The organism is Streptosporangium sp. 'caverna', assembly GCF_003203775.1.
GTDB lineage: Bacteria > Actinomycetota > Actinomycetes > Streptosporangiales > Streptosporangiaceae > Streptosporangium > Streptosporangium subroseum.
Genome location: NZ_CP029711.1, coordinates 711,502 through 731,674 on the forward strand (window position 1 = coordinate 711,502; position 20,173 = coordinate 731,674).

Sequence of the window (20,173 nt, forward strand, 5' to 3'; positions counted from 1 at the left end):
GTCACTCCGCTCGAAGGATCTGGCCGACGCCGAACCGCGTGACGAGCCGGCTGGGCCAGGCCGCCAGCAGGTTGGCGACCAGCAGCGCGCCGGGGCCGACCAGCAGCAGAGCCCACAGGGCGATCGGGGGTTGGTAGAACAGGGGCGTGTGGTCGGCCACGACGCGCCACAGCGTGCGGCCGAGCGCCAGGCCGAGGGGCACGCCGAAGGCGAGACCGACCAGCGCGAGCAGAGAGGCCTGCGTGACCACGACCCAGCGCGACTGCGTGCGGGTCAGGCCGAGTGCGCGCATGACCGCGATCTCGTGGCGCCGCCGGCGGATGGCCGTCGCCAGCGCGTGGCCCACCGCTCCCACCGCCAGGAGCGCCAGGAAGCCGCCGAGGAAGAGGGGCAGGATCCGCATGTCCTGGACCTCGGCGAGCTGGGTGGGCGGGTCCTGCGTGCCGAAGGCGACCTTCTCGCCGTCCTTGATCGCCTTTACGGCCGTCGTGAGGCGGACCTGGAGGGCGTCCATGTCCGCGCCGGGCCGCAGAGCGATCAGCGACTGGTGATACTTGAAGTCCGCGCCGAACAGCGCGCGGAACCCGTCCGCGCTGGTCCACGCTCCTGCGTCGTAGTCGTTGTGCGAGCCGTGCGGCACGAAGCCGATCCCGGTGACACGCAGGTCGCGCGGCGCCGTCTTCCCGGCCAGCCGTACGGTCGAGCCGACCTCGGCTTGCAGGTCGCGCGCGCTGGTGGGGGCGAGGACGATCTCGCCGGAGGACTCCGGCATCCGGCCCGAGACCAGGACGACGGGGAACGGGGCACCGACGGGGTGGTAGCTGTACACGGTGACCGAGACGTCATCCGCATCGAAGTTCGGGCCGTCACCTGTGCCGGGGTCGGGGTCGGCACCCGCATCGGAGTTCGGGCCGTCACCTGTGTCAGGGCTCGGGTTGTCACCCGTGCCGGGGTTTGGGTCGGCGCTGGTGTCGGGGTTCGGGATGGTGTGCGCCGCGGCGACCGAGACCCGGGCGTCGTTCACACTGAGGACGTCCGGGTCCCGGGCGATGACGGCCATGGCCTGTTCCGCGGGCGCCCAGTCCTGGCCGCCCTCGCCGAAGTAGGTCGCGACCTGGAAGGTCTGACCGAACCTGGCGGGATTGCCGGCCGCGTCCGCCACGCCCGCGGCGAAGGTGAAGGAGGCCAGCACACCGAGCACCCCGGCGACCGCGCCGAACAGCGCGGGCCGTACCGGAACCGAGGTGCGCCCGCGCCCGGGTTCCAGGGCGAAGCGGGTGCCGATCACCAGGGGCACGGGCAGTCCGAGGCGGGCCACGGCGCGGGCGACGGCGGATCGCCGCGGCGGCGCCTCCGAGCGCGCCGCGGCGATCGCGAGCCGTGCGGCCGCGAGGGCTCCGGCCAGCACCAGGAGGGGCACGATCACCCAGCCCACGGCGAGCACGAGCACGTCGACGTCGAGTCCCGGCGCGGGTTCGAGCAGGGAGGCGGCGCCGATCGGCATCCACAGGGAGCCCAGCACGGCACCGCCGACTCCTGCGGAGGCGCCCGCGACCGAGGCGAGGAACGGCCCGGCGGAAGCGGCGGCCATGACCTGCGGGGTGGTGATGCCGGAGGCACGCAGGACCTGGAGATCGCTTACGTTGGCCGTGGCGTAGCGGGCCACCGACTGCCCCACGAGGACCAGCGCGGCGACCAGGGCGGCCAGCGCGAACACGCCGAGCGCCAGGCTCTCGTAGGTGTTGACCCGCTGGCTGCGCCGGGCGTTGTCGGCGCCGTTCCAGATCTCGATGTCGGTCCGCCCGGTGACCTCGCTCAGGCTTTTGCGGAAGGCGGGCAGCCCGCTCTCTCCCCGGTCGAGGCGGACCAGCGCGTTGGCGAAGCCGTACGTGCCGGCGCCGAGGAAGTTCTTCGGATGGGCCGCGAAGAGTCCGGCCGAGGGGTGCATGTCACCCCTACCGCCCACCGCGTCGGAGTACCACGGCGAACGGATGACGCCGACGATGCGGGCCGGCACGAGAGGGCCGTGCGGGACGCCGTCGAAGTTGGGGTTGCCGGCCTCCGCCACGGTCATCAGGCGAAAGGTGAGCGCGTCCCCGACGCCGAGACCGTACGAGCCGGAGAATCTTCCGCTGATCACGACCTCGTCGGCGCGGGAGGGATCGGGCAGGCGCCCCTCCAGGACCACCGGCCGTTCGACGGTCCTCATCGCCTCGCCGTCCGCGGGCGGGAGGTAGCCCGCGTAACCGGGAAGCTCCTCGACGAAGAAGGGCGCGACGGCGAACCCGGCCACCGCCGCGACGCCCGGCAGCGCGCGGATCTTGTTCCAGTCGAACGCGGAGTCGTTGGGCAGGACGACGGCGTCGGCCGGCAGGGTCACGGCGCGCAGCCGTTCGATCGCGCTCTCGCCCCGCCTCGCCCCGGCGACGGCCGTCAGGATCGTGGCGGTCGCCAGGCCCACGAGCAGCGCCAGGACGATGAGGGGACGCAGGCGCCGCCGCAGTTCCAACCGCAGCCAGGCGGCGGCGATCGCCATGGTGCCCGGCCGTAGCGCATGGGAACTGCCCGTCCGGTGTCCGGTGACGGTCATGGCTCCGCCCCGCCGTCGCAGGTGAGGGCTGCCCGCCCGGTGGTGGTCATGGCTCGACCCGACCGTCGAACGTGAGGACTGCCTGCCCGGTGGTGGTCATGGCTCCGCCCGACCGTGGTGTGTGAGCGCTGCCCGTCCGGTGTCCGGTGGTGGTCATGGCTCCGCCCGACCGTGGTGTGTGAGCGCTGCCCGTCCGGTGTCCGGTGGTGGTCATGGCTCCGCCCGACCGTGGTGTGTGAGCGCTGCCCGTCCGGTGTCCGGTGGTGGTCATGGCTCGACCCGGCCGTCGCGCATGAGAACCGCCCGTCCGGCGCCCGCGGCGACGTCCGGGGAGTGCGTCACCATGATGATCGTCTGACCGTCGTCGTGGAGCCGCCGGAACAGCTCCAGGACCTCCATGCCGCCCTCGCTGTCCAGCGCGCCGGTCGGCTCGTCGGCGAGCAGCAGCGTCGGCTCGTTGACCAGGGCACGGGCGATCGCGAGCCGCTGCCGCTGACCGCCGGACAGCACCGCGGGCACCTGGTGCGTGCGGTCACCGAGACCGAGCAGGTCGAGCAGGTCGCGTGCCCGCGACTCCGCGGCCCGCCGTTTCATCCCCGCGAGCACACCCGGCATGATCAGGTTGTCCAGCGCGGACACGCCGTCGAGCAGGTTGAAGAACTGGAAGACGAAGCCGACGTGGTGCCTCCGGAAACGCGCGAGCCAGTTCTCGTCGCGGTTGTCGACGCGCTCGCCCGCGACCTCGACCGTGCCCTCGTCGACCGTGTCGAGCCCGGCGACGATATTGAGCAGCGTGGACTTGCCGCAGCCGGACGGGCCCATGACGGCCACGAACTCGCCGTTGCGCACGTCCAGGTCGACGCCGCGCAGCGCGCGGACGGGGGCGAGCTCCGCGGCGAACGTCCGCTTGGCCCCTCGGACCCGTACGGCGAGCGCCTCCACGGCGTCCTCGGGGGGCGTCGCCGTGACTTCGGTGGTGGTCATCAGGTCACCTCGAGGTGATAGACGTTGACGGGGGCGGAGCGGCCTTTCACCGGCTGGGCGCCGAGAGGTTTCCACGGCCACGGGCCGCCGCTGGCCTGGACGGTCGCCTCGGCCGCGGCCGTGCGGCCCGCGGGCCGGGCCAGGTCCTGCATGCGCTGGGCGAGGTTCACGGTGTCTCCCACGAGGGTGTACTCGACCCGCTCGTCGCTTCCGAGCAGGGCCGCCGCCACCTCGCCGGTGCACAATCCGATGCCCAGCCCGAAGGGGGCCAGACCGTCGAGCGCCCACTCGGCGTCCAGGGCGCGTTGCCGTACGTGCATGTCGCAGGCGGTGCGGATGGCCTGCTCGGCGTGCTCGGGCGACGGGTCGGGCGCCCCGAACACGGCCATCACCGCGTCCCCGACGTACTGCATGACGGTGCCGCCCGTGTTGAGGATCGCGGCGTTCATCGCGCGGCGGTGGGCGTTGAGCTGACCGGCGAGCACCGCGGGATCGGTTCGCTCGGCGATCGCCGAGTAGCCGCGGACATCGGACATGAGCACGGTGACGACGAGGCGTTCGGTCCGGGAGATCGCGCCCCGGTCGCGGAGCAGCTTGTCGGCGAGGCCGCTGGGCAGCAGGCGTGAGAGGGTCTCGCCCTGCTCCTCTCGGCGGAGGATCGCCGTGTGCAGCATGCGCAGCCGGCGGAGCGCGCCCTGACGGCCCGCGGTCGCGCCCTTGGCCAGGTCGAGGAAGAGCTGCTCGATGGCGGCGTTCACCGTCTCCGGGGTCTCTCCCGCCGAGGCGGCGATGGCCTTCACCGGGCGCCCCTCCGCGACCTGGCGGAGCAGGTCCTCCTCGGTGGCCGAGAGCTCGCCCTCGTTGCGCGCGGGAACGACGAGCTCCTGGACGATCAGCGGGTCGATCATGGAACCGCCGGTGGCGACCTCGCGGATCGCGCGGCCCAGGAGCCCGGCGTCGGAGATGCGGTCCTTGAGCAGGTAGGCGTACCCCGCGGCCCCGTCGTCGAGGAGCCGGATCGCGTACTCCGGATCGTCGTACTGGCTGAGCACGACCACACCCGTGCCCGGCAGGTGCCTGCGGATCTCGCGGGCCGCCTCGATGCCCTCGTCCTGGAAGGTGGGCGGCATCCTGATGTCGGTCACGATGACCTGGGGGCGCAGCCGTACGGCGCTCTCCACCAGCTCGTCGTAGTCGGCGGCCAGCCCGACGACCTCCAGCGCGGCGTCGCGGCCCAGGAGTGCGCGCACGCCTTCACGGACGATCAGATTGTCGTCGGCCAGCACCAACGTGATGCGATCCACGAGTTGAATTACATATCGGGACGGATCTCGCGTGAAGGGTGCTGGGACGACGGTTGAGGGGTGCTGGCACCCCCTCGTGTTCGCAGGGTGACGCCCTGGTTCGAGCGCGCCGCGGTTTCTACGGTCGTGTCATGGATCCCGCGCCGGCGGGTAACGAGCTCCCCTGGAGGGGAACCATGCGCGTCGAGTCGCAGGTGACGTCCCTGTCCTGGATTCCGTCCGAAGCCGTCAAGGGCTACACCAGGCCCGCGTTCACCGTGGGGATCGCGCACTACGACGACCCGCCCCCGGACAAGGTCGGCGACCTGGAGGCCCTGCGCGGAGCCGACGGTTTCCGCTTCGCCAACCGCCTGACCGCCTGGGCGGAGTTCGCCGACGGCCGCCTGACCGGTCACGGCGTCGACGGCGGTCTGGTCATGGGGGCGACGACCATGCGTCTGGGCCCGTTCGGCGTGACGTTCACCGCCTTCAGCCTGCCGGACCTGCGCCCGGAACCCGAGATCGGCGACGGCTGGGTGCGTTTCACGCAGACCGCCGGAGGCCGTACGGCGATGCCGTTCCCGCGCAGGATCTCGCGTCCGCCGTACATGCGGCTGCAGTCCCCGCTGGTGTGGACGACGCTCGCCCTGACACTGCACGCAGACGGCCGCGCTGAGTCGACGCTGGAGGGCGCGAGCCCGTTCCCCCGGCACTGGGTCTACGGGGCCGACGGCGTGCTGGCGCAGAAGGCGGGGGTCACCGACTTCGAGGCGTGGGCCGGCCAGGAGGGCGCGCACCGTACGCCGTGGGGAGACGAGGATTCCCCGGTCCTGGTCACCGCCGCCGAGACCGCCCTGGAACGTGAGATGTCGACGCTGATCATGCGCGGCGGGCACAGGCCGACGATCCGGTCCCTGGCCGCGGGGGAGGCCCTGATCCGTCAGGGGGACCCGGGCGACGCGCTGTTCCTCCTTCTCGACGGCGTGCTCTCCGTCGAGGTCGACGGACGCGGGCTCCCGGAGCTCGGCCCCGGCGCCATCCTCGGCGAGCGCGCGGTGCTGGAGGGCGGCCTCCGTACGGCGACGCTGACGGCGCTGACGCCGATCCGGGTCGCCGAAGCGCCCGCGCACATCATCGACAAGGCCGCCCTGGCGCGCCTTGCCGAAGGTCACCGGCGTGAGGAATCCCTCACGTGAGGCTTGTCCTGCTCGGGGTCCGGGGATCGACCCCCGCTCCAGGTCCCGCGTTCGTCCGGTACGGCGGGCACACCAGTTGCGTCGCCGTACTGCCGGACGACTCCGACGTCCCCGCGCTGATCCTCGACGCGGGCACCGGCCTGCGGGGGCTCCCCGACCTGCTCGGCGGGGCCGCGTTCCGCGGCTCGATCCTGCTGACGCACCTGCACTGGGACCATCTGCAGGGCCTGCCGTTCTGTCCCTCGCTGGACCGCCCCGACGCCCGCGTCGACCTTCACCTGCCTGGAAGCTCGTCTCCCCACCTGCCTGGGAGCGCGTCTCCCCATGAACCGTCAAGCCCGTCCCCCCGCGAGTTGCTCGCCCGGGTCATGTCACCGCCGCACTTCCCGATCGGTCCTGACGGCCTGCTCGGAACCTGGCGGTTCCTTCCCTCGACGACCGAACCGGCCGTCATCGAGGGATTCACGGTGCGCCGGGCAGAGATCACGCACAAGGGCGGGACCACCCACGGAATCCGGGTCGAGGGCGACGGGGTCTCGGTGGCCTACCTTCCCGATCACTCTCCCCAGCTGGGGTCGGCGGCGGCGCGGGGGCTCGCCGCCGGAGTCGACGTGCTCCTGCATGACGCCCAGTTCCTCTCCGCCGAGCAGGCGACGGCCGACGCCTATGGCCACTCCACCGTGGCGGACGCGCTGGCCTTCGCCGATCGCTGCCGGGCCCGCCGCCTGGTCCTGACCCACCACGCGCCGGGCCGTACGGACGGCGAGCTCGACGTCCTCGGCAAGGAACTGGCCGACGCGGACCGCCTCGACGTCGAGATCGCCCGCCAGGGCGACGTGCTGCACGTGCGCGGCCCCGGCGGTGAGCGCCCGCCTCGCCTCTCCGCGTCGTGAAACGGCTACGGGCCGGACACCGGCAACCTGTCATCCGGGCTCCCGGTGTCCGGCCAGGATCGTCACCGCGTTCGGGCCGTGGTGCGTCGCCTCGTCCTCCGCGGGCACCTCGACGGAGAGGCAGAACCCGGTCTGGCGCGTCTCTCGCTCACGGCGATCGGTCCGGTTCGTCTCTCGCTCACGGCGACCGGTCTGGCGCGTCCCCCGCTTACGGCGGCCGGTCTGTGCGCTTCCCGCTCACGCGACGGGTCTGGCGCGTTTCCCGCTCACGGTGACAGGTCTGGTGCGCTTCCCGTTCACAGCGATCGGGCGAGCCGGAATCCGAGGTCGTCGACGCGGAAGGTCGGGTGACTCTTGCGGCGGCACGACGCCCGGCATCCTCGGGGCGGGTCGTACGCACCTCCGCCGCGGAACACGCGGTACGGGCCGTAGACCTCGGGATCGTAGACGTCCCAGCACCACTCCCAGACGTTGCCGATCATGTCGTAGAGGCCCCACGCGTTCGGCGCCCTGGTCGCGACGTCGTGCACCTCGCCGCCGGAGTTGCCGCGATACCAGGCGATCTCGTCCAGCTCTCCGTAGCGGACGCCGGGGGTCCCGGCCCGGCACGCGTACTCCCACTCCGCCTCGGACGGGAGGCGATAGCCGCCGGCCTCCCCGTCGAGGAGCACGTCCTGCGCGTCGGGGTCGTCGCCCATCGAGTAGCAGGGCTGGAGGCCCGTCGCCTGCGAGAGCAGGTTGCAGAACCGGACGGCCTCCTTCCAGGAGACCTCGGTCACCGGCGTCCGCGGCCCCGCCGAGCTCGCGGGCGCCTCGCCGTGAACGGCGCGGTACAGCTCGCGGGTCACGGGATACGGCGCCAGCCGGAAGGCCCCGACCTCGACCTTCCACCTCGTCTCCGTTCCCTCGTCCCGCAGGACGATCTCCCCGGCGGGAATCTCGATCAAGCGCTCGGCGATCGCCTGGTGCGGCGTCGGCCCAAGGCTCATCGTGGGTCCTTTCCGCACGGTCGGCTCTGTGTCGATGACAGGCGGGCGCACCTGCCCGCGAACGCGACCACGCGTGCCATGGGGCGGGCTCGCCGGGTGCCGGCCACCGCTCCGCCGAAGACGCCCGCGCCTTCGGCGGAGGAGTGGATGCCGGTCACGGCTGGTCCTTCGCCAGCTTGTTGATGATTGTGAGCAACTCGACGCTGCTGTCCAGGCCGCCCAGCACGATGATTTTCATGTTGGCCCTCTCCTCGTCGTAGATCGTCTCGATGCGCAGGCGTCCGTCGTCGTGGGGGCCGTCTGCGGTGAGGGCCATGAGCATGGTGCTCAGGCGGCTCATCTCCTCGGGGCCGATCGCGTCGATCTGCACGATGCTGGACACGTCGATATGGCGTCGGCGTCCGGCCGTCTCGGTGGCGGGTGGTTCCACCGGGTGGCCGGTGAAGGCGTCCAGGTCCTCGCGGGCGATCCGGTACTGCTTGCCGATGCGGACCGCTTTCAGCCGCCCGTCCCGCACGTAGGTGCGCACCGTTTTGACATGGAGGCCGAGCAGGTTCGCCACCTGCTCGACCGAATACGGCGGTTGAGACACCTGACCCCTCTCACAGCACACCCAGTCATTCCCTAAACTACCCCATGATGATGAGGTTAGGGATTTATGGGGAAGTTTGAGGAAGGTTGCTCTCTGAGGCGGGGTCCCAGGTGGTCTCCGCTCAACCGCCGGTCAAGCTTCACGAGCCGTTCGATGCGACCGTTGGATTGAGGCGGTCCGTATCGCTCCGGCCGAGCAGCGAACGCCGCACGATGAGGCCGACGAGCGACAGGAGCACGGTCACCGCTCCGTACCAGGCGACCGTCGACACCAGGCCGAGCGGGGCGGCGAGTTGGCCGGCGATGACAACGGGCAGGCCGAAGGAGACGTACGCGACGACGTAGATTCCGGCGACGATCCCTGCCCGCTGGTGCGCGGCGGCGAGCGGGAAGATGAGGCGTAGCGATGCGGAGAAGGCCGCACCGAAGCCGACCCCGGCGATGACCTGACCGATGATCATGAGCGCTAGGCTTCCGGCGAGTACGCCGGTGACGATGCCGAGGGCTCCGGCGATGGAGGCGTAGATACCGATGAGCATCGCCCGCCGAGGGCTGAAGCGGGCGAATACGACTCCGGTGACCGCCGAGGTCGCCGGCGCGATGAATCCGCAGAGGCCGTTGAGCAGACCGCTGTCCAGCAGGAAGACGCTGCGGACGATGGTCGGTGCGAGTCCGAGGGAGAGGCCCGCGAGCATCCAGATCGCGGCGATCACAGGAGTGGCGGCGGCGAATTCCCTCCGGGCGACGGGCGGGACGGCGACCCGTGGGATCAGGGAACGCAGCGCTCCGGGCGCGCGGGTCACGGTCTCGGGAGACAGCGCGACGACGACGATGCCGAGGATCGTGACGATCGTGAGCACCGTGAAGATGAGGGTGTTCGCGATGGCCGTGAACTGGATGGCGATACCGGCGAGCAGCGCGCCGACGGCGAGGCCGCCGGTCATGCCGACGCTGCCGAGGATGGTGCCCAGTCTTTTCCGGCTCGGCGGGGCGAGTTCGACAAGGGCGGCCGTGAAGGCGCTCGTCGCCGCGCCGGTGGCCACGCCTTGCACGATCCGGGCGGCGATCACCCATCCGATGCCGGGTGCGAGGAGGAACATCACGATCGATGCGAGTTGAACGGCGAGTGCTCCGATCAGCACGGGGCGCCGGCCGACATGGTCAGAGAGCGACCCCGCCGTCAGGAGGGCGGTGAGGAAGCCGATCGCGTAGACCGCGAAGGCCAGCGTGAGAACCGCCGGAGGGAACCTCCACTGCTCCTCGTAGAGCACCAGCAGGGGAGTCGGCGCGCCCGCCCCGAGATACAGGCTGGTGAACGTGATCGCGCCGCCCGTGAAGGCCAATCCGGCGGGGAAGGTGGGGCGGCGCCGGGTGACGGGCGCGGGCGTGTCGGTGGAAGCCTCGGGCGTTGGCATGGAAAAAGCTCCTCGAAGAGACCGGGCGCGGTGGCCGGACAGCCGGTGGTGGCCCGGTTCCGTGAGCGGCCGGGCCGGAGAAATGATCAGCCGTAGCGGCCGGGTTGAGGGAACGGGCAGCCGTGGCGGTAGGGCTGAAGGAGCGGTCGGTCATAAGTGGCCGCGCCGGAAGAATGATCAGCCGTATCGGCCGGGCTGAGGGAACGGGCAGCCGTAGTGGTAGGGCTGAAGGAGCGGTCGGCGACAGCGATGGGGCCGGAGGAACGGTCAGCCGTTCGGCGGGTCGGCCCAGTCGCCGTTCGCGACGATCGCGAGGTCATCGGGGTTGAGGTTCTTGCCCGACGCGGTGTGTGGGCCGATCACCACGGGCTCCCCGGTGCCTCGTTCCACCAGACGTAGCGGTCCGCCGTCCTCGGCCTGCAGGTGCTTGTTGCCCCACTGCATGAGCGCGAAGACCGCGGGAAGCAGGTCCCTGCCCTTGTCCGTCAGGAGGTACTCATGGCGGGTGCGCTTGCCCGGCTCGCGGTAGGGCTGCTTCTCGAACAGGCCGATGTCGGTCAGCTGCCTGAGCCGCGCCGCGACGATCGCCTCGGTGGTCTTCGTCCGCCGGGCGAAGTCGTCGAACCGGGTTGTGCCGTAGAGGGCCTCGCGAAGGATCAGCATCGTCGACCGCGTGCCGATGAGATCCATCGCCATCGCGATCGAGCAGTTCTCGACCTTCCACGTGCTCCGGTCGGCTAGCACGCCTTCGAACGTGACTGTCATGACCTCTCCTGACTATTCACATTAGTAGTCAGAATCCTAAGATCTGGCTACCATACGGTCAAGTCAGCGAAGGAATCGTTCACCGTCGCCGGACTTCCGACGACGGTGGCGGTCTGGTCCGCGGTGAGCTCGGCAGGGACGTTCGTGGGCAGAAGGCCCGGCGGCATCCACTCCGGATTCCGGCGACCACTATCGTGATCACGACAAACTCACCGGAGGAGCCCCATGGCAGACCTGGATCGTGACGTCGACCGGCAGGATGAGGTGCCGCTGGTCGGTGACGGCGTCACGCAGGGAATCGTGCGGGTGGGAGACACCGTCCGGCGCCCGGTCCGGCCCTTCACCATGACGATCCAGGCATACCTGGCGCACCTGCGTGCCGCGGGCTTCGAGGGCGCCCCGATTCCCCTCGGCCTTGATGATCGGGGGCGCGAGATGCTCTCGTTCGTCCCCGGAGACGTTCCCCGTGAACCACTCCCGCCGGACACGGCGGGCGAAGAGGTTCTGGTCGAGCTCGCACGGCTCATTCGACGGCTTCACGACGCCGCCCAGGGCTGGACACCGCCCGCGGACGCGACCTGGGGAGGGATCCCCGGGACGCAGGGCGCGAGTTCGACGCCCGACGACGAGCCCCTGGTGGTCGGTCATCGCGACTACTGCCCCGGCAACGTCGTCTTCCGCGACGGGCTGCCCGCGGCTCTCATCGACTTCGATCTCGCCAAACCGACGACGAGGGTCTACGACATCGCCAACGCCGTCTACTACTGGGCGCCGCTGATGCACCCGAAGGACAGGTCGCCAGCCTTCGCGGACCTCGACATCCCTCACCGGGTCGCGGTGTTCGCCGACGCCTACGGCATGAACGCGAGCCGGCGCCACGCCCTGATTCCCCTGGCGACCACCATGATCCACCGTTTCCACGTCAACATGCGCGCCGCCGCCGAGATGGACCCGGTCTTCAAGCGTTTCTGGGACGAGGGCGCGAAGGATCGCCTGCCCCGGGCGGAAACCTGGATCCACGACGAAGGCCCGGCCATCACCGCGCGGCTCACCGCCGGCCTGTAGAAGACGAAGCCCCGGCCATCACCGGCCGGCCTGTGGAAACGGTGCCTCACCGTCCGGCCGGAGGGCGTGCCCGACGGCCGGCCGATGTGCTCGATCACAGCCGACCGTTGTGGACGGGACACGACAAAGGTTCTGTTGTAGCCTCTTAGTAACCGAACAATGCTCGGTTTCATTAGCAGGAGGCACTGTGGCAGAGGCGTACATCGTCGGGGCGGTTCGCACCCCGGTCGGTAAGAAGAAGGGCGGCCTGTCCACCGTCCACCCCACTGACCTGGCCGCGCACACCCTCAAGGCGCTGATCGACCGTACGGGAGTCGATCCGTCCGCGGTGGAAGACGTGATCATGGGCTGCGTCATGCAGTTCGGCCCGCAGAGCATGGACATCGCGCGCAACGCGTGGCTGTCGGCGGGTCTGCCGGAAAACGTGGCCGGTGTGACCATCGACCGCCAGTGCGGCTCCTCCCAGCAGTCGATCCACTTCGCGGCCCAGGGCGTGCTCTCCGGCACCCAGGACCTCGTCGTGGCCGCCGGGGTGGAGTCCATGAGCATCGTGCCGATGGGCTCCTCGATCAGCGCCGCGATGGAGAAGGGCATGCCCTTCCCGTTCGGCGCCGGATGGGTGGAGCGGTACGGCAAGCAGGAGATCTCCCAGTTCCGGGGCGCCGAGCTCATGTGTGAGAAGTGGGGTCTGGAGCGCGAGGAACTCGATCGGTTCGCCTTCGAGAGCCACCAGCGGGCGGCCAAGGCCATCGCGAACGGCTACTTCAAGGACCAGATCGCCCCGCTCAACGGCGTCGAGGACGACGAGGGCCCGCGCGCGGACAGCACGCTGGAGAAGCTGGCGTCGCTGAAGACGCTGCGGGACGGAGGCCGCATCACGGCCGCCACCTCCTCGCAGATCTCCGACGGCTCCGGGGCGCTCCTGATCGCCTCCGCGCAGGCGGTCCGCGACCACAACCTGACCCCCCGCGCCCGCATCGTCACCCTGGCGCTCACCGGCGACGACCCGGTCTACATGCTGACCGCGCCGATCCCGGCGACGCAGAAGGCGCTGAAGAGGTCCGGCCTGTCCATCGACGACATCGACGTCACCGAGATCAACGAGGCGTTCGCCCCGGTGCCGCTGGCGTGGATCAAGGACATCGGCGCCGACCCCGCCAAGGTCAACCCGAACGGCGGCGCGATCGCCCTGGGCCACCCGCTGGGCGGAACCGGCGCGATCCTGATGACCAAGCTCCTGCACGAGCTGGAGCGCACCGGCGGCCGGTACGGCCTGCAGACGATGTGCGAGGGCGGTGGCCAGGCCAACGTCACCATCATCGAGCGCCTGTGAGCGAAGCGCTCGTGAGCGAACGCCCATGAGCGAGGCGCTTGTGAGCAAGGCGTCGTACAGAAGTGCCCCGGTCCCGAATGGCGTTTTTCGGGACCGGGGCACTTCTTCTCAGCGACCGCCCTTGCCGGGAATCCGGCGCGGCTGCTGGGTAGGCCTCAGCGGCGTGCGCGGCATCGGCATGTGCCGAGGCGCTTCCGGAGGCAGGTTTCGCTCGGGCAGCGGGGTGTGGGTCTTGGTGGTCTTGCCCTTACCGCTGCGCTTTTTGCCGACGTGAATTCGCATATGGACTCCTTGAAGATTGTGACGACGCGGTGAAATCCCGGGTCGGAAACTCAGCTGCCGCGTCAGACGAACGGGCCAGAGCGCTGAGTGCGGGCGGATCAGCGAGGGCTGATCGACGCCGGCTCTTAGGAGTTAATCCACATGCCAAGACCGTACGACGGCCCTCTGAACGGTGCAACCTATTTATTTTCAGACCCGGACAGGACTTCGTTGGAAGCCTCGGCGTGAGCGGGGACTGCCGACAGGGACACGGGCTCCGGAGTGGATGCGGACGCGGGTTCGGGGAGCGTCGAGAGCGCGGTTCCGGCTTCCCGGTCGGACGCGTCGCGGAACACGCGATTCAGCGGTAGGGGGACCAAGACGGCCCGGCCCTCTTCGGAGGACGGGCCGCCCTCTGCCGTACGGAGGGTCCTGCTGGTTTTCAGGCTCTTCGCGCGGGCCCAAGGTTCAGAGGCAAGTCCCTCGGGGTCCCAGGCGTTACGGAAGATCGCCCACGCGGTCGACGATGCCACGAGCCGTCTGGGTCCATGCGACGATCACATGGCCCTCGGCGTACTGGCCCTGGGGGGACTGAGGAGTCCGCTCACCGCCCCCGATGAAGATGCTTCGGCCTCCGAGGAGATCCGATTGGTCGGTTCCGTGACGTCGGCCGTCTGGCAGCCGTCGCCGACAACCACTGAATGATCGAGGAGCACTCCGAATCGGCGAGAGCGAAGTCGCCTTCGACCACTGTCAGGCCCGGCTCTGTCCGAACCGGTGTCGAGTTCGGACAGGGAACGAGGAGGCGCCGGGTACGGCACGCGTGTGCGCGCCGTACCCGCGCCTCCTCAGCGGATCGGCCGGTGCACGTTCTCCGTGGCCGACGGGCCGGGTTCGGCGGCGGCGATCCACGGTCCCTCTATCGAGGGGTCGAGGATGCCCTCCTCCAGGAACGTGTAGCGACCCTCCAGCAGATAGTGCGCCAGCCGTACGTCGCGCGAGTCGCTGTTGTCCCACAGCCGGTCGAACAGTGCGTCGGCGCGGAGTCTGGCCTGGTGACAGAAGGTGTCGGCGATCTCGACGGGCCTGAGCCCCAGGTCGGCGGACTCCTCGCGGGCTCGGATGCACGTCGCGGTGATCGCGAACAGCTCCGCGCCCACGTCCACGATCCGGCCGAGGAACCCCTGCCGGTGTTCGAGCTTTCCCTGCCAGCGGGACATGCCGTAGAAGGTGGAGCGGGCGAGCTTGCGGCTGGTCCTCTCGACGTAGCGCAGGTGCTGGGCGAGCGGGCCGAACTCCGTGTAGGAGCCGGGCCGGTTGCCCGAACCCGCGACCAGCGTCGGCAGCCAGCGCGCGTAGAACCCGCCCGCCTTCACCGCGGCGCGGGCCTTGGTCCTGTTGTCCAGCGACGGGTCGATGAGCTCGCCGGCCACCGTCAGGTGCGCGTCCACCGCCTCGCGGGCGATCAGCAGGTGCATGATCTCGGTGGACCCCTCGAAGATCCGGTTGATCCGCACGTCTCGCAGCACCTGCTCGGCGGGGACCCCGCGCTCGCCCCGGGCGGCCAGCGACGCGGCCGTCTCGTAGCCGCGCCCGCCACGGATCTGGACCAGCTCGTCGGCCACCTTCCAGGCCATCTCCGACGCGTACAGCTTGGCGAGCGCCGCCTCGATCCTTATGTCGTTGCTCTCGTCGTCGGCCAGACGGCACGACAGGTCCATCACGGCTTCGAGGGCGTAGGCCGTACCGGCGATGAAGGCGATCTTCCGCGCCACCGCCTCATGATCGCCGACCCGGTGCCCCCACTGCACCCGCTCGTTGCTCCACTCCCTGGCGATCTTCACCGCCCACTTCGCGGTTCCCGCGCAGACGGCGGGCAGCGAGAGCCGTCCGGTGTTGAGCGTGGTCAGCGCGATCTTCAGGCCCTGGCCCTCGCGGCCGATCAGGTTCGCGGCCGGGACGCGGACGTCGTGGAACCTGGTCACACCGTTCTCGATGCCGCGCAGGCCCATGAACGCGTTGCGCCGTTCGACGGTGATCCCGGGACTGTCGGCCTCGACGACAAACGCCGAGATCCCCGTGCCGGTGCGGGCCATGACGACCAGCAGGCCCGCGACGACCCCGTTGGTCGTCCACAGCTTCACACCGTTCAGCACGTAGTCGTCGCCGTCCCGCACCGCGGTGGTGGCGAGCCTCGCCGGGTCGGAGCCGACGTCGGGCTCGGTCAGCAGGAAGGCCGACACCTCGCCCTTCGCGCAGCGGGGCAGGAATCTCTGCTTCTGCTCCGGGGTGCCGAACTGCTTCAGCGGCTGCGGCACCCCGATCGACTGGTGGGCCGAGAGCAGTGTGCTGAGCGCCGGGCTGTACGACCCGACCAGCATCAACGCCCGGCCGTAGTCGAGGTGGCTGAGTCCCAGCCCGCCGTACTCCTCATCGGTGGTGATGCCGAACGCGCCGAGTTCGGCGAGCCCCTTGACCACCTCGTCGGGCACCTGCGAGGTCCGCTCGATCAGGGCCGGATCCACCTGGGTCTCCAGGAACCGCCGCAGCGTCCGGAGGAACTCCTCCCCCCGCTTGGTCTCGGCCTCGGGCAGGGCGGGGGCGGGATGGACCAGGTCGAGGCGGAAGTTTCCCAGGAAGAGCTGTTTGCCGAAACTGGGACGGGACCATTCCTTCTCTCTGGCCTGCTCGGCGACCTCGCGTGCCTTGGCGTAATCGGTCATCGGGACCTCCTTGGGCGGATGATGCCGGGATTATGCCCAGGTGGCCGGTCCGGGAAGACGTTGATGCCGAGGGAGTTCAACATGGACGGAGGTGCCCTCGCCCGGGGCGGAGGTGATCCAGCAACGGCCGCCGTGCGCGTCGGTGATCGCCTTGACGATCGACAGTCCGAGTCCCGCGCTGCCCGGCAGCCGCTCCTCGCCCCGCTGGAAGCGGTCGAAGGCCCTGGCCACCTGATCGCCGGACATTCCTGGCCCGTCGTCGGACACCTCGATCAGCACGCCGCCGACCGGCGTCTGCGCGAGCCGTACGGTGGCCGTGGTGCCCTGGGGAGTGTGAGCCCGCACGTTGGCCAGAAGATTGACGAGGATCTGGCGGACGCGTGCCTCGTCGACGGTGGCGGACAGCGCGTCCGGAGCGTCGACGACGATCAGCGACCCGGGATCGATCGCCGTGTAGTCCACGCTCACGTCGCGGACGACCGCGGCCAGGTCGGTCTCCGACGGCTCCAGCGCCGCGTTCCGGTCCAGGCGGGCGAGTTCGAGCATCTGGCTGACGAGGTCGCCCATCCGCGTCGCCTCGCTCTCGATCCTGCCCATGATCCTGGGCAGGTCCTCGGTGCTCAGCGCGCCGCTCCTGTAGAGCTCCGCGTACCCCCGGATGGTGGACAGCGGGGTACGGAGCTCGTGCGAGGCGTCGGCGGCGAAGCGCCGGACGCGGTCCTCCGACGCCCAGCGGTCCCTGAAGGCCTCCGCGATCCGGTCGAGCAGGAGGTTCACGGCCGTCCCGAGCCGTCCGATCTCCGAGGGGCCCTCGGGCATGCGGACCGACAGGTCGCCGTTGCTGGCCATGCCGTAGGCGGCGCCTGCTATCCGTGCCAGCGGGGAGAGCCCCCTGGTGATCAGGGCACGGCCGATGAGGGCGAGCAGCAGGATGAGCACGCCGCCGGTGAGGAGTTCGGCGATGATGAGCCGGCGGACCGGCGCGTCGACCGACTCCAGGGGAACGGCGACGATCACCAACCGGTTGCCCTGTTTGGTCTCGGAGACCCTCGCGATCATTGAGTAGCCGCTCGAAGGGTCGAGGGTGAACCGGTCCTGTCTCGCCGCGTGATCCTTCATCCGGCTGAGGCCGAGGGCCTCGACCAGCCCCGGTACGGCCGCCGCCTCCGGGGCGTCGCCGTTGACCAGCCGGGTCCGTCCGGTGCCGAGGTTCATCGAGGCCACCGCGTAGGTGGATCCGGTCAGCGTCAGCGCGAGCCGCCCGTTGGGGGCCGCGGCGATCTTCTGGGCGGCGGTCGCGGTGGCCGCCCGCAGCTGTACGTCGATCCTTTCGAGCAGGTGCTCGCGCAGGACGAAGACGCTCACGCTGGACAGCACGACCAGCAGGATCGTGCTCACCGCGAGCAGGCCCGCGAGCAGGCGTGCTCTGAGCGACATCAGGGGGCCTGGGGCGGGCGCAGCGCGTAGCCGACCCCGCGCTGGGTGTGGATCAGGGGTGGGCCGAGCGGATCCAGCTTGCGGCGCAGGTAGGAGATATAGGTCTCGACGACCTGGGAGGAGCCCTCGTAGCCCCAGACGTGTTCCAGCAGCTGGCGCTTTGTCAGCACCAGGCCGGGATGCTCCATCAGGAAGGCGAGCAGGCGGAACTCGGTGGGGGAGAGGTCCACGGGAACCCCGGCGCGCCGTACCTCCCACCGTGACTCGTCGAGCTCCAGGTCCGCCACCCGGAGCACGCCGCTGCCCGGATCGTCGGAGACGGCGGTCCGGCGGAGCACCGCCCGGACGCGGGCGACGAGAGCCTCGACGGAGAAAGGCTTGGTGACGTAGTCGTCCCCGCCCAGCGTGAGGCCGCGCACGGTGTCGGTGGGGGTGTCCCTGGCGGTCAGGAAGATCACGGGAATGTGCTTGCCCGCCGCCCGGATCCTGCGGCACACCTCGAATCCGTCGATGCCGGGAAGCATCACGTCCAGCACGATCAGCGCGGGAGGATCGCGGTCCACCTCGGTGAGGGCGTCATCGCCGGTCTCCACGCCCGTCACCCGGAACCCGTGGAAGCGCAGGGCGACCTCGACGATGTCGCGGATGTTGGGGTCGTCCTCGACGACGAGGATGGCGTTTTCGTCCATGGGGGACCAATTCTCACCCATTCGTTCCCATGCGAAAACCGCCGCTTCCTTCATGATCATCACTTTTGGCTGCATGGATGTCATGAAAATGCCATGAAGCGGCGGGGCCACCGCGTCTTTGGTGACCCCACCGCTTCCCGATCAGCTCCCGGTGATCGGTGGCTCCTAGTTGGCTGGTGCGGCGGCCTTACGGGGCGCGAACACCGAGGCTGCCGTGGGGTTGGAGGAGGTCGCGGTGCCGATCACGAAGACCTTGTCGCCGGCGGACCCGGCGGACCCGGCGACCAGCTTGGAGAGGTCGGCGCGCGCGCCAAGCTTGTGAATCTTGGTGGCCTGGTCGATGTCCCAGGTCCAGGTGACCCCGTCCTTGCTCTTGACGGTCAGCGAGCTCTCGCCCTTGGCGGTGATCACGCCTCGCTGCCAGGTGCGGTTGACGAACTTCGAGTCCTTGCCGCCGACCGTGGCCTGCCCGTGGATCCCCATCATCCGGGCGCGCGCCTTGGGCTTGCGCAGCTTGCCGTTCGCCTTCGGAGGCCGGTTGGCGGTCGTGGTCACGCCGTTCGACGCGAGGCCGGCCGACGCGGACGACTCGGTGTCCGACTGGGTGGCCCAGGCGGAGGAGCCCATCAGCAGTACCGCCGCGGTGACGGCCCCGACGCCGATGGCGAGTTTCTTCTTCATCAAGCTCCTTCGAGGGTGTTTCCCAACGGGAGACGCTGATCAGACAACCGTCTCGCGCTGGGATCCTCGAAGGAGAAGCCTGGGAATTCCATGAGAACGAAGAAGAGGCTCGGAAATCTCAGGTGAGCGCCAACCGGCACGAGGCGCCGCTCTCGGCCTGTTCCCGGCCGTTCATGAGCGGCGCCTCGTCGGCGGCGGTGTCGCCGGGAGCTATTCGGGGACGCGGGCGACGCAGAAGACCGTCTGCCCGAAGGGCGGGCGGATGAAGCGCTCGATGAGGCGCGCCCGACGCCGATGGCGAGTTTCTTCTTCATCAAGCTCCTTCGAGGGTGTTTCCCAACGGGAGACGCTGATCAGACAACCGTCTCGCGCTGGGATCCTCGAAGGAGAAGCCTGGGAATTCCATGAGAACGAAGAAGAGGCTCGGAAATCTCAGGTGAGCGCCAACCGGCACGAGGCGCCGCTCTCGGCCTGTTCCCGGCCGTTCATGAGCGGCGCCTCGTCGGCGGCGGTGTCGCCGGGAGCTATTCGGGGACGCGGGCGACGCAGAAGACCGTCTGCCCGAAGGGCGGGCGGATGAAGCGCTCGATGAGGCGCGTCAGGGGGACCACCGTACGGTCGTAGATCTTGACCAGGCGGGGGTCGGGGTAGCCGACGCCGCCGCGGCGGACGGCGGCCCACCAGGCGATGCCGCCGAGGAAGTTGATCGGCTTGAGCACGTCGATGTCGAGGCCCGCCTTGGAGACCGTGCTGCGCAGGGTGGCGGGGGTGTAGCGCGTGACGTGGCCGACCTTGCGGTCGAAGTCTCCGTACAGCTGCATGTAGCCCGGGACCCAGATGATGATCCGGCCGCCGGGGACGGTGACCTTGGCGAGGGACCGCAGCGCCTCGACGTCCTCCTCGATGTGCTCCAGGACGTTCATCATCACGACGGTGTCGACCTTGTCGCCGATCGGGATCTCGGTCGGCAGGCCGAACTGCAGCACGTCGATGTCGTCACGACCGGCGAAGCGCTTCTTGAGCTGCTCCACGCAGTAGGGATCGAAGTCACTGGCCACGAGCCGGTCGAGGCGGGGCAGGAAGGCCTCGGCGAAGTGGCCCAGCCCAGAGCCGATCTCCAGCATGGACCGGCCCACGTGCGGGGCGACCATGTCGAGCTCGTACTGCCGGTAGTTCTTGGCCTCGTCCCCACCGAGGTGGTTTTCCAGGGCCTCGTCACCGGCCGCGGGTTGCACTACGCGGTCATACCCAGACATGCGGTTCCGTCCAGCTCGCTCA

General features: G+C 70.0%; 17 protein-coding genes. 4 read left to right on the forward strand and 13 right to left on the reverse strand.

The window, feature by feature from the left end; genetic code table 11:
- Position 1 precedes the first annotated feature (1 nt).
- The 3 genes from DKM19_RS03390 to DKM19_RS03400 form a co-directional block, all read right to left on the reverse strand.
- On the reverse strand, positions 2 to 2,590 hold the full coding sequence (locus tag DKM19_RS03390) for an ABC transporter permease (RefSeq protein WP_110694448.1): 2,589 nt from the start codon (positions 2,588 to 2,590) through the stop codon (positions 2 to 4).
- A 267-nt stretch (positions 2,591 to 2,857) separates the two neighbouring features.
- Positions 2,858 to 3,574, reverse strand: a complete 717-nt coding sequence (locus tag DKM19_RS03395) for an ABC transporter ATP-binding protein (RefSeq protein WP_110694449.1) — start codon at positions 3,572 to 3,574, stop codon at positions 2,858 to 2,860.
- Complete coding sequence (locus tag DKM19_RS03400; protein ID WP_204358638.1) at positions 3,574 to 4,878, reverse strand: adenylate/guanylate cyclase domain-containing protein; 1,305 nt, start codon at positions 4,876 to 4,878, stop codon at positions 3,574 to 3,576. The genes DKM19_RS03395 and DKM19_RS03400 overlap by 1 nt, the downstream gene beginning before the upstream one ends.
- Before the next feature lie 176 nt (positions 4,879 to 5,054).
- Here DKM19_RS03400 and DKM19_RS03405 point away from each other — a divergent pair, with 176 nt between their 5' ends.
- Both DKM19_RS03405 and DKM19_RS03410 read left to right on the forward strand, forming a co-directional pair.
- Entirely contained in the window at positions 5,055 to 6,053 is a 999-nt protein-coding gene (locus DKM19_RS03405) for a cyclic nucleotide-binding domain-containing protein (RefSeq protein ID WP_162641273.1), read from the forward strand.
- The gene (locus tag DKM19_RS03410; RefSeq protein ID WP_162641275.1) at positions 6,050 to 6,946 is read left to right on the forward strand and encodes an MBL fold metallo-hydrolase; all 897 of its coding nucleotides are present in this window, start codon (positions 6,050 to 6,052) and stop codon (positions 6,944 to 6,946) included. Before DKM19_RS03405 ends, DKM19_RS03410 begins: the two co-directional genes overlap by 4 nt.
- 296 nt (positions 6,947 to 7,242) lie before the next feature.
- Here the strand turns inward: DKM19_RS03410 and DKM19_RS03415 are convergent, their stop codons facing one another.
- The 4 genes from DKM19_RS03415 to DKM19_RS03430 all read right to left on the reverse strand — a co-directional run bounded on the left by DKM19_RS03415 (position 7,243) and on the right by DKM19_RS03430 (position 10,706).
- Positions 7,243 to 7,935 carry a formylglycine-generating enzyme family protein gene (locus DKM19_RS03415; protein WP_110694452.1) on the reverse strand — a complete coding sequence of 231 codons (693 nt, stop codon included), beginning with the start codon at positions 7,933 to 7,935 and terminating at the stop codon, positions 7,243 to 7,245.
- Positions 7,936 to 8,089: 154 nt separating this feature from the next.
- Positions 8,090 to 8,527 carry a helix-turn-helix domain-containing protein gene (locus DKM19_RS03420; RefSeq protein ID WP_110694453.1) on the reverse strand — a complete coding sequence of 146 codons (438 nt, stop codon included), beginning with the start codon at positions 8,525 to 8,527 and terminating at the stop codon, positions 8,090 to 8,092.
- Between the two features lie 139 nt (positions 8,528 to 8,666).
- Positions 8,667 to 9,941 (reverse strand): MFS transporter, encoded by a 1,275-nt coding sequence (locus DKM19_RS03425; protein ID WP_204358639.1) that lies wholly within the window; start codon positions 9,939 to 9,941, stop codon positions 8,667 to 8,669.
- 267 nt (positions 9,942 to 10,208) lie between these two features.
- Positions 10,209 to 10,706: a helix-turn-helix domain-containing protein gene (locus DKM19_RS03430; protein WP_110694454.1), complete on the reverse strand. Its 498-nt coding sequence runs from the start codon at positions 10,704 to 10,706 to the stop codon at positions 10,209 to 10,211.
- A 225-nt stretch (positions 10,707 to 10,931) separates the two neighbouring features.
- Between DKM19_RS03430 and DKM19_RS03435 the strand changes: the two genes are divergently transcribed.
- Together DKM19_RS03435 and DKM19_RS03440 are read left to right on the forward strand one after the other, a co-directional pair.
- Positions 10,932 to 11,771: a phosphotransferase enzyme family protein gene (locus tag DKM19_RS03435; RefSeq protein ID WP_110694455.1), complete on the forward strand. Its 840-nt coding sequence runs from the start codon at positions 10,932 to 10,934 to the stop codon at positions 11,769 to 11,771.
- A gap of 187 nt (positions 11,772 to 11,958) precedes the next feature.
- Positions 11,959 to 13,104 carry an acetyl-CoA C-acetyltransferase gene (locus DKM19_RS03440; RefSeq protein WP_110694456.1) on the forward strand — a complete coding sequence of 382 codons (1,146 nt, stop codon included), beginning with the start codon at positions 11,959 to 11,961 and terminating at the stop codon, positions 13,102 to 13,104.
- Between the two features lie 108 nt (positions 13,105 to 13,212).
- On the opposite strand, the gene DKM19_RS49270 is transcribed toward DKM19_RS03440, so the two are convergent.
- From DKM19_RS49270 to DKM19_RS03465, 6 genes are all read right to left on the reverse strand, one after another.
- Complete coding sequence (locus tag DKM19_RS49270) at positions 13,213 to 13,386, reverse strand: hypothetical protein (RefSeq protein WP_162641276.1); 174 nt, start codon at positions 13,384 to 13,386, stop codon at positions 13,213 to 13,215.
- Between the two features lie 827 nt (positions 13,387 to 14,213).
- Positions 14,214 to 16,088, reverse strand: coding sequence for an acyl-CoA dehydrogenase family protein (locus tag DKM19_RS03445; protein ID WP_110694457.1), 1,875 nt, complete (start codon positions 16,086 to 16,088; stop codon positions 14,214 to 14,216).
- 30 nt (positions 16,089 to 16,118) lie between these two features.
- A complete protein-coding gene (locus DKM19_RS03450; RefSeq protein ID WP_110694458.1) occupies positions 16,119 to 17,525 on the reverse strand; it encodes a cell wall metabolism sensor histidine kinase WalK in 1,407 nt (468 codons plus the stop codon).
- On the reverse strand, positions 17,525 to 18,214 hold the full coding sequence (locus DKM19_RS03455; protein ID WP_305000293.1) for a response regulator transcription factor: 690 nt from the start codon (positions 18,212 to 18,214) through the stop codon (positions 17,525 to 17,527). Before DKM19_RS03455 ends, DKM19_RS03450 begins: the two co-directional genes overlap by 1 nt.
- Before the next feature lie 165 nt (positions 18,215 to 18,379).
- Positions 18,380 to 18,895, reverse strand: coding sequence for a hypothetical protein (locus DKM19_RS03460; protein WP_110694459.1), 516 nt, complete (start codon positions 18,893 to 18,895; stop codon positions 18,380 to 18,382).
- Positions 18,896 to 19,419: 524 nt separating this feature from the next.
- A complete protein-coding gene (locus DKM19_RS03465) occupies positions 19,420 to 20,151 on the reverse strand; it encodes a methyltransferase (RefSeq protein ID WP_110694460.1) in 732 nt (243 codons plus the stop codon).
- Positions 20,152 to 20,173 lie beyond the last annotated feature (22 nt).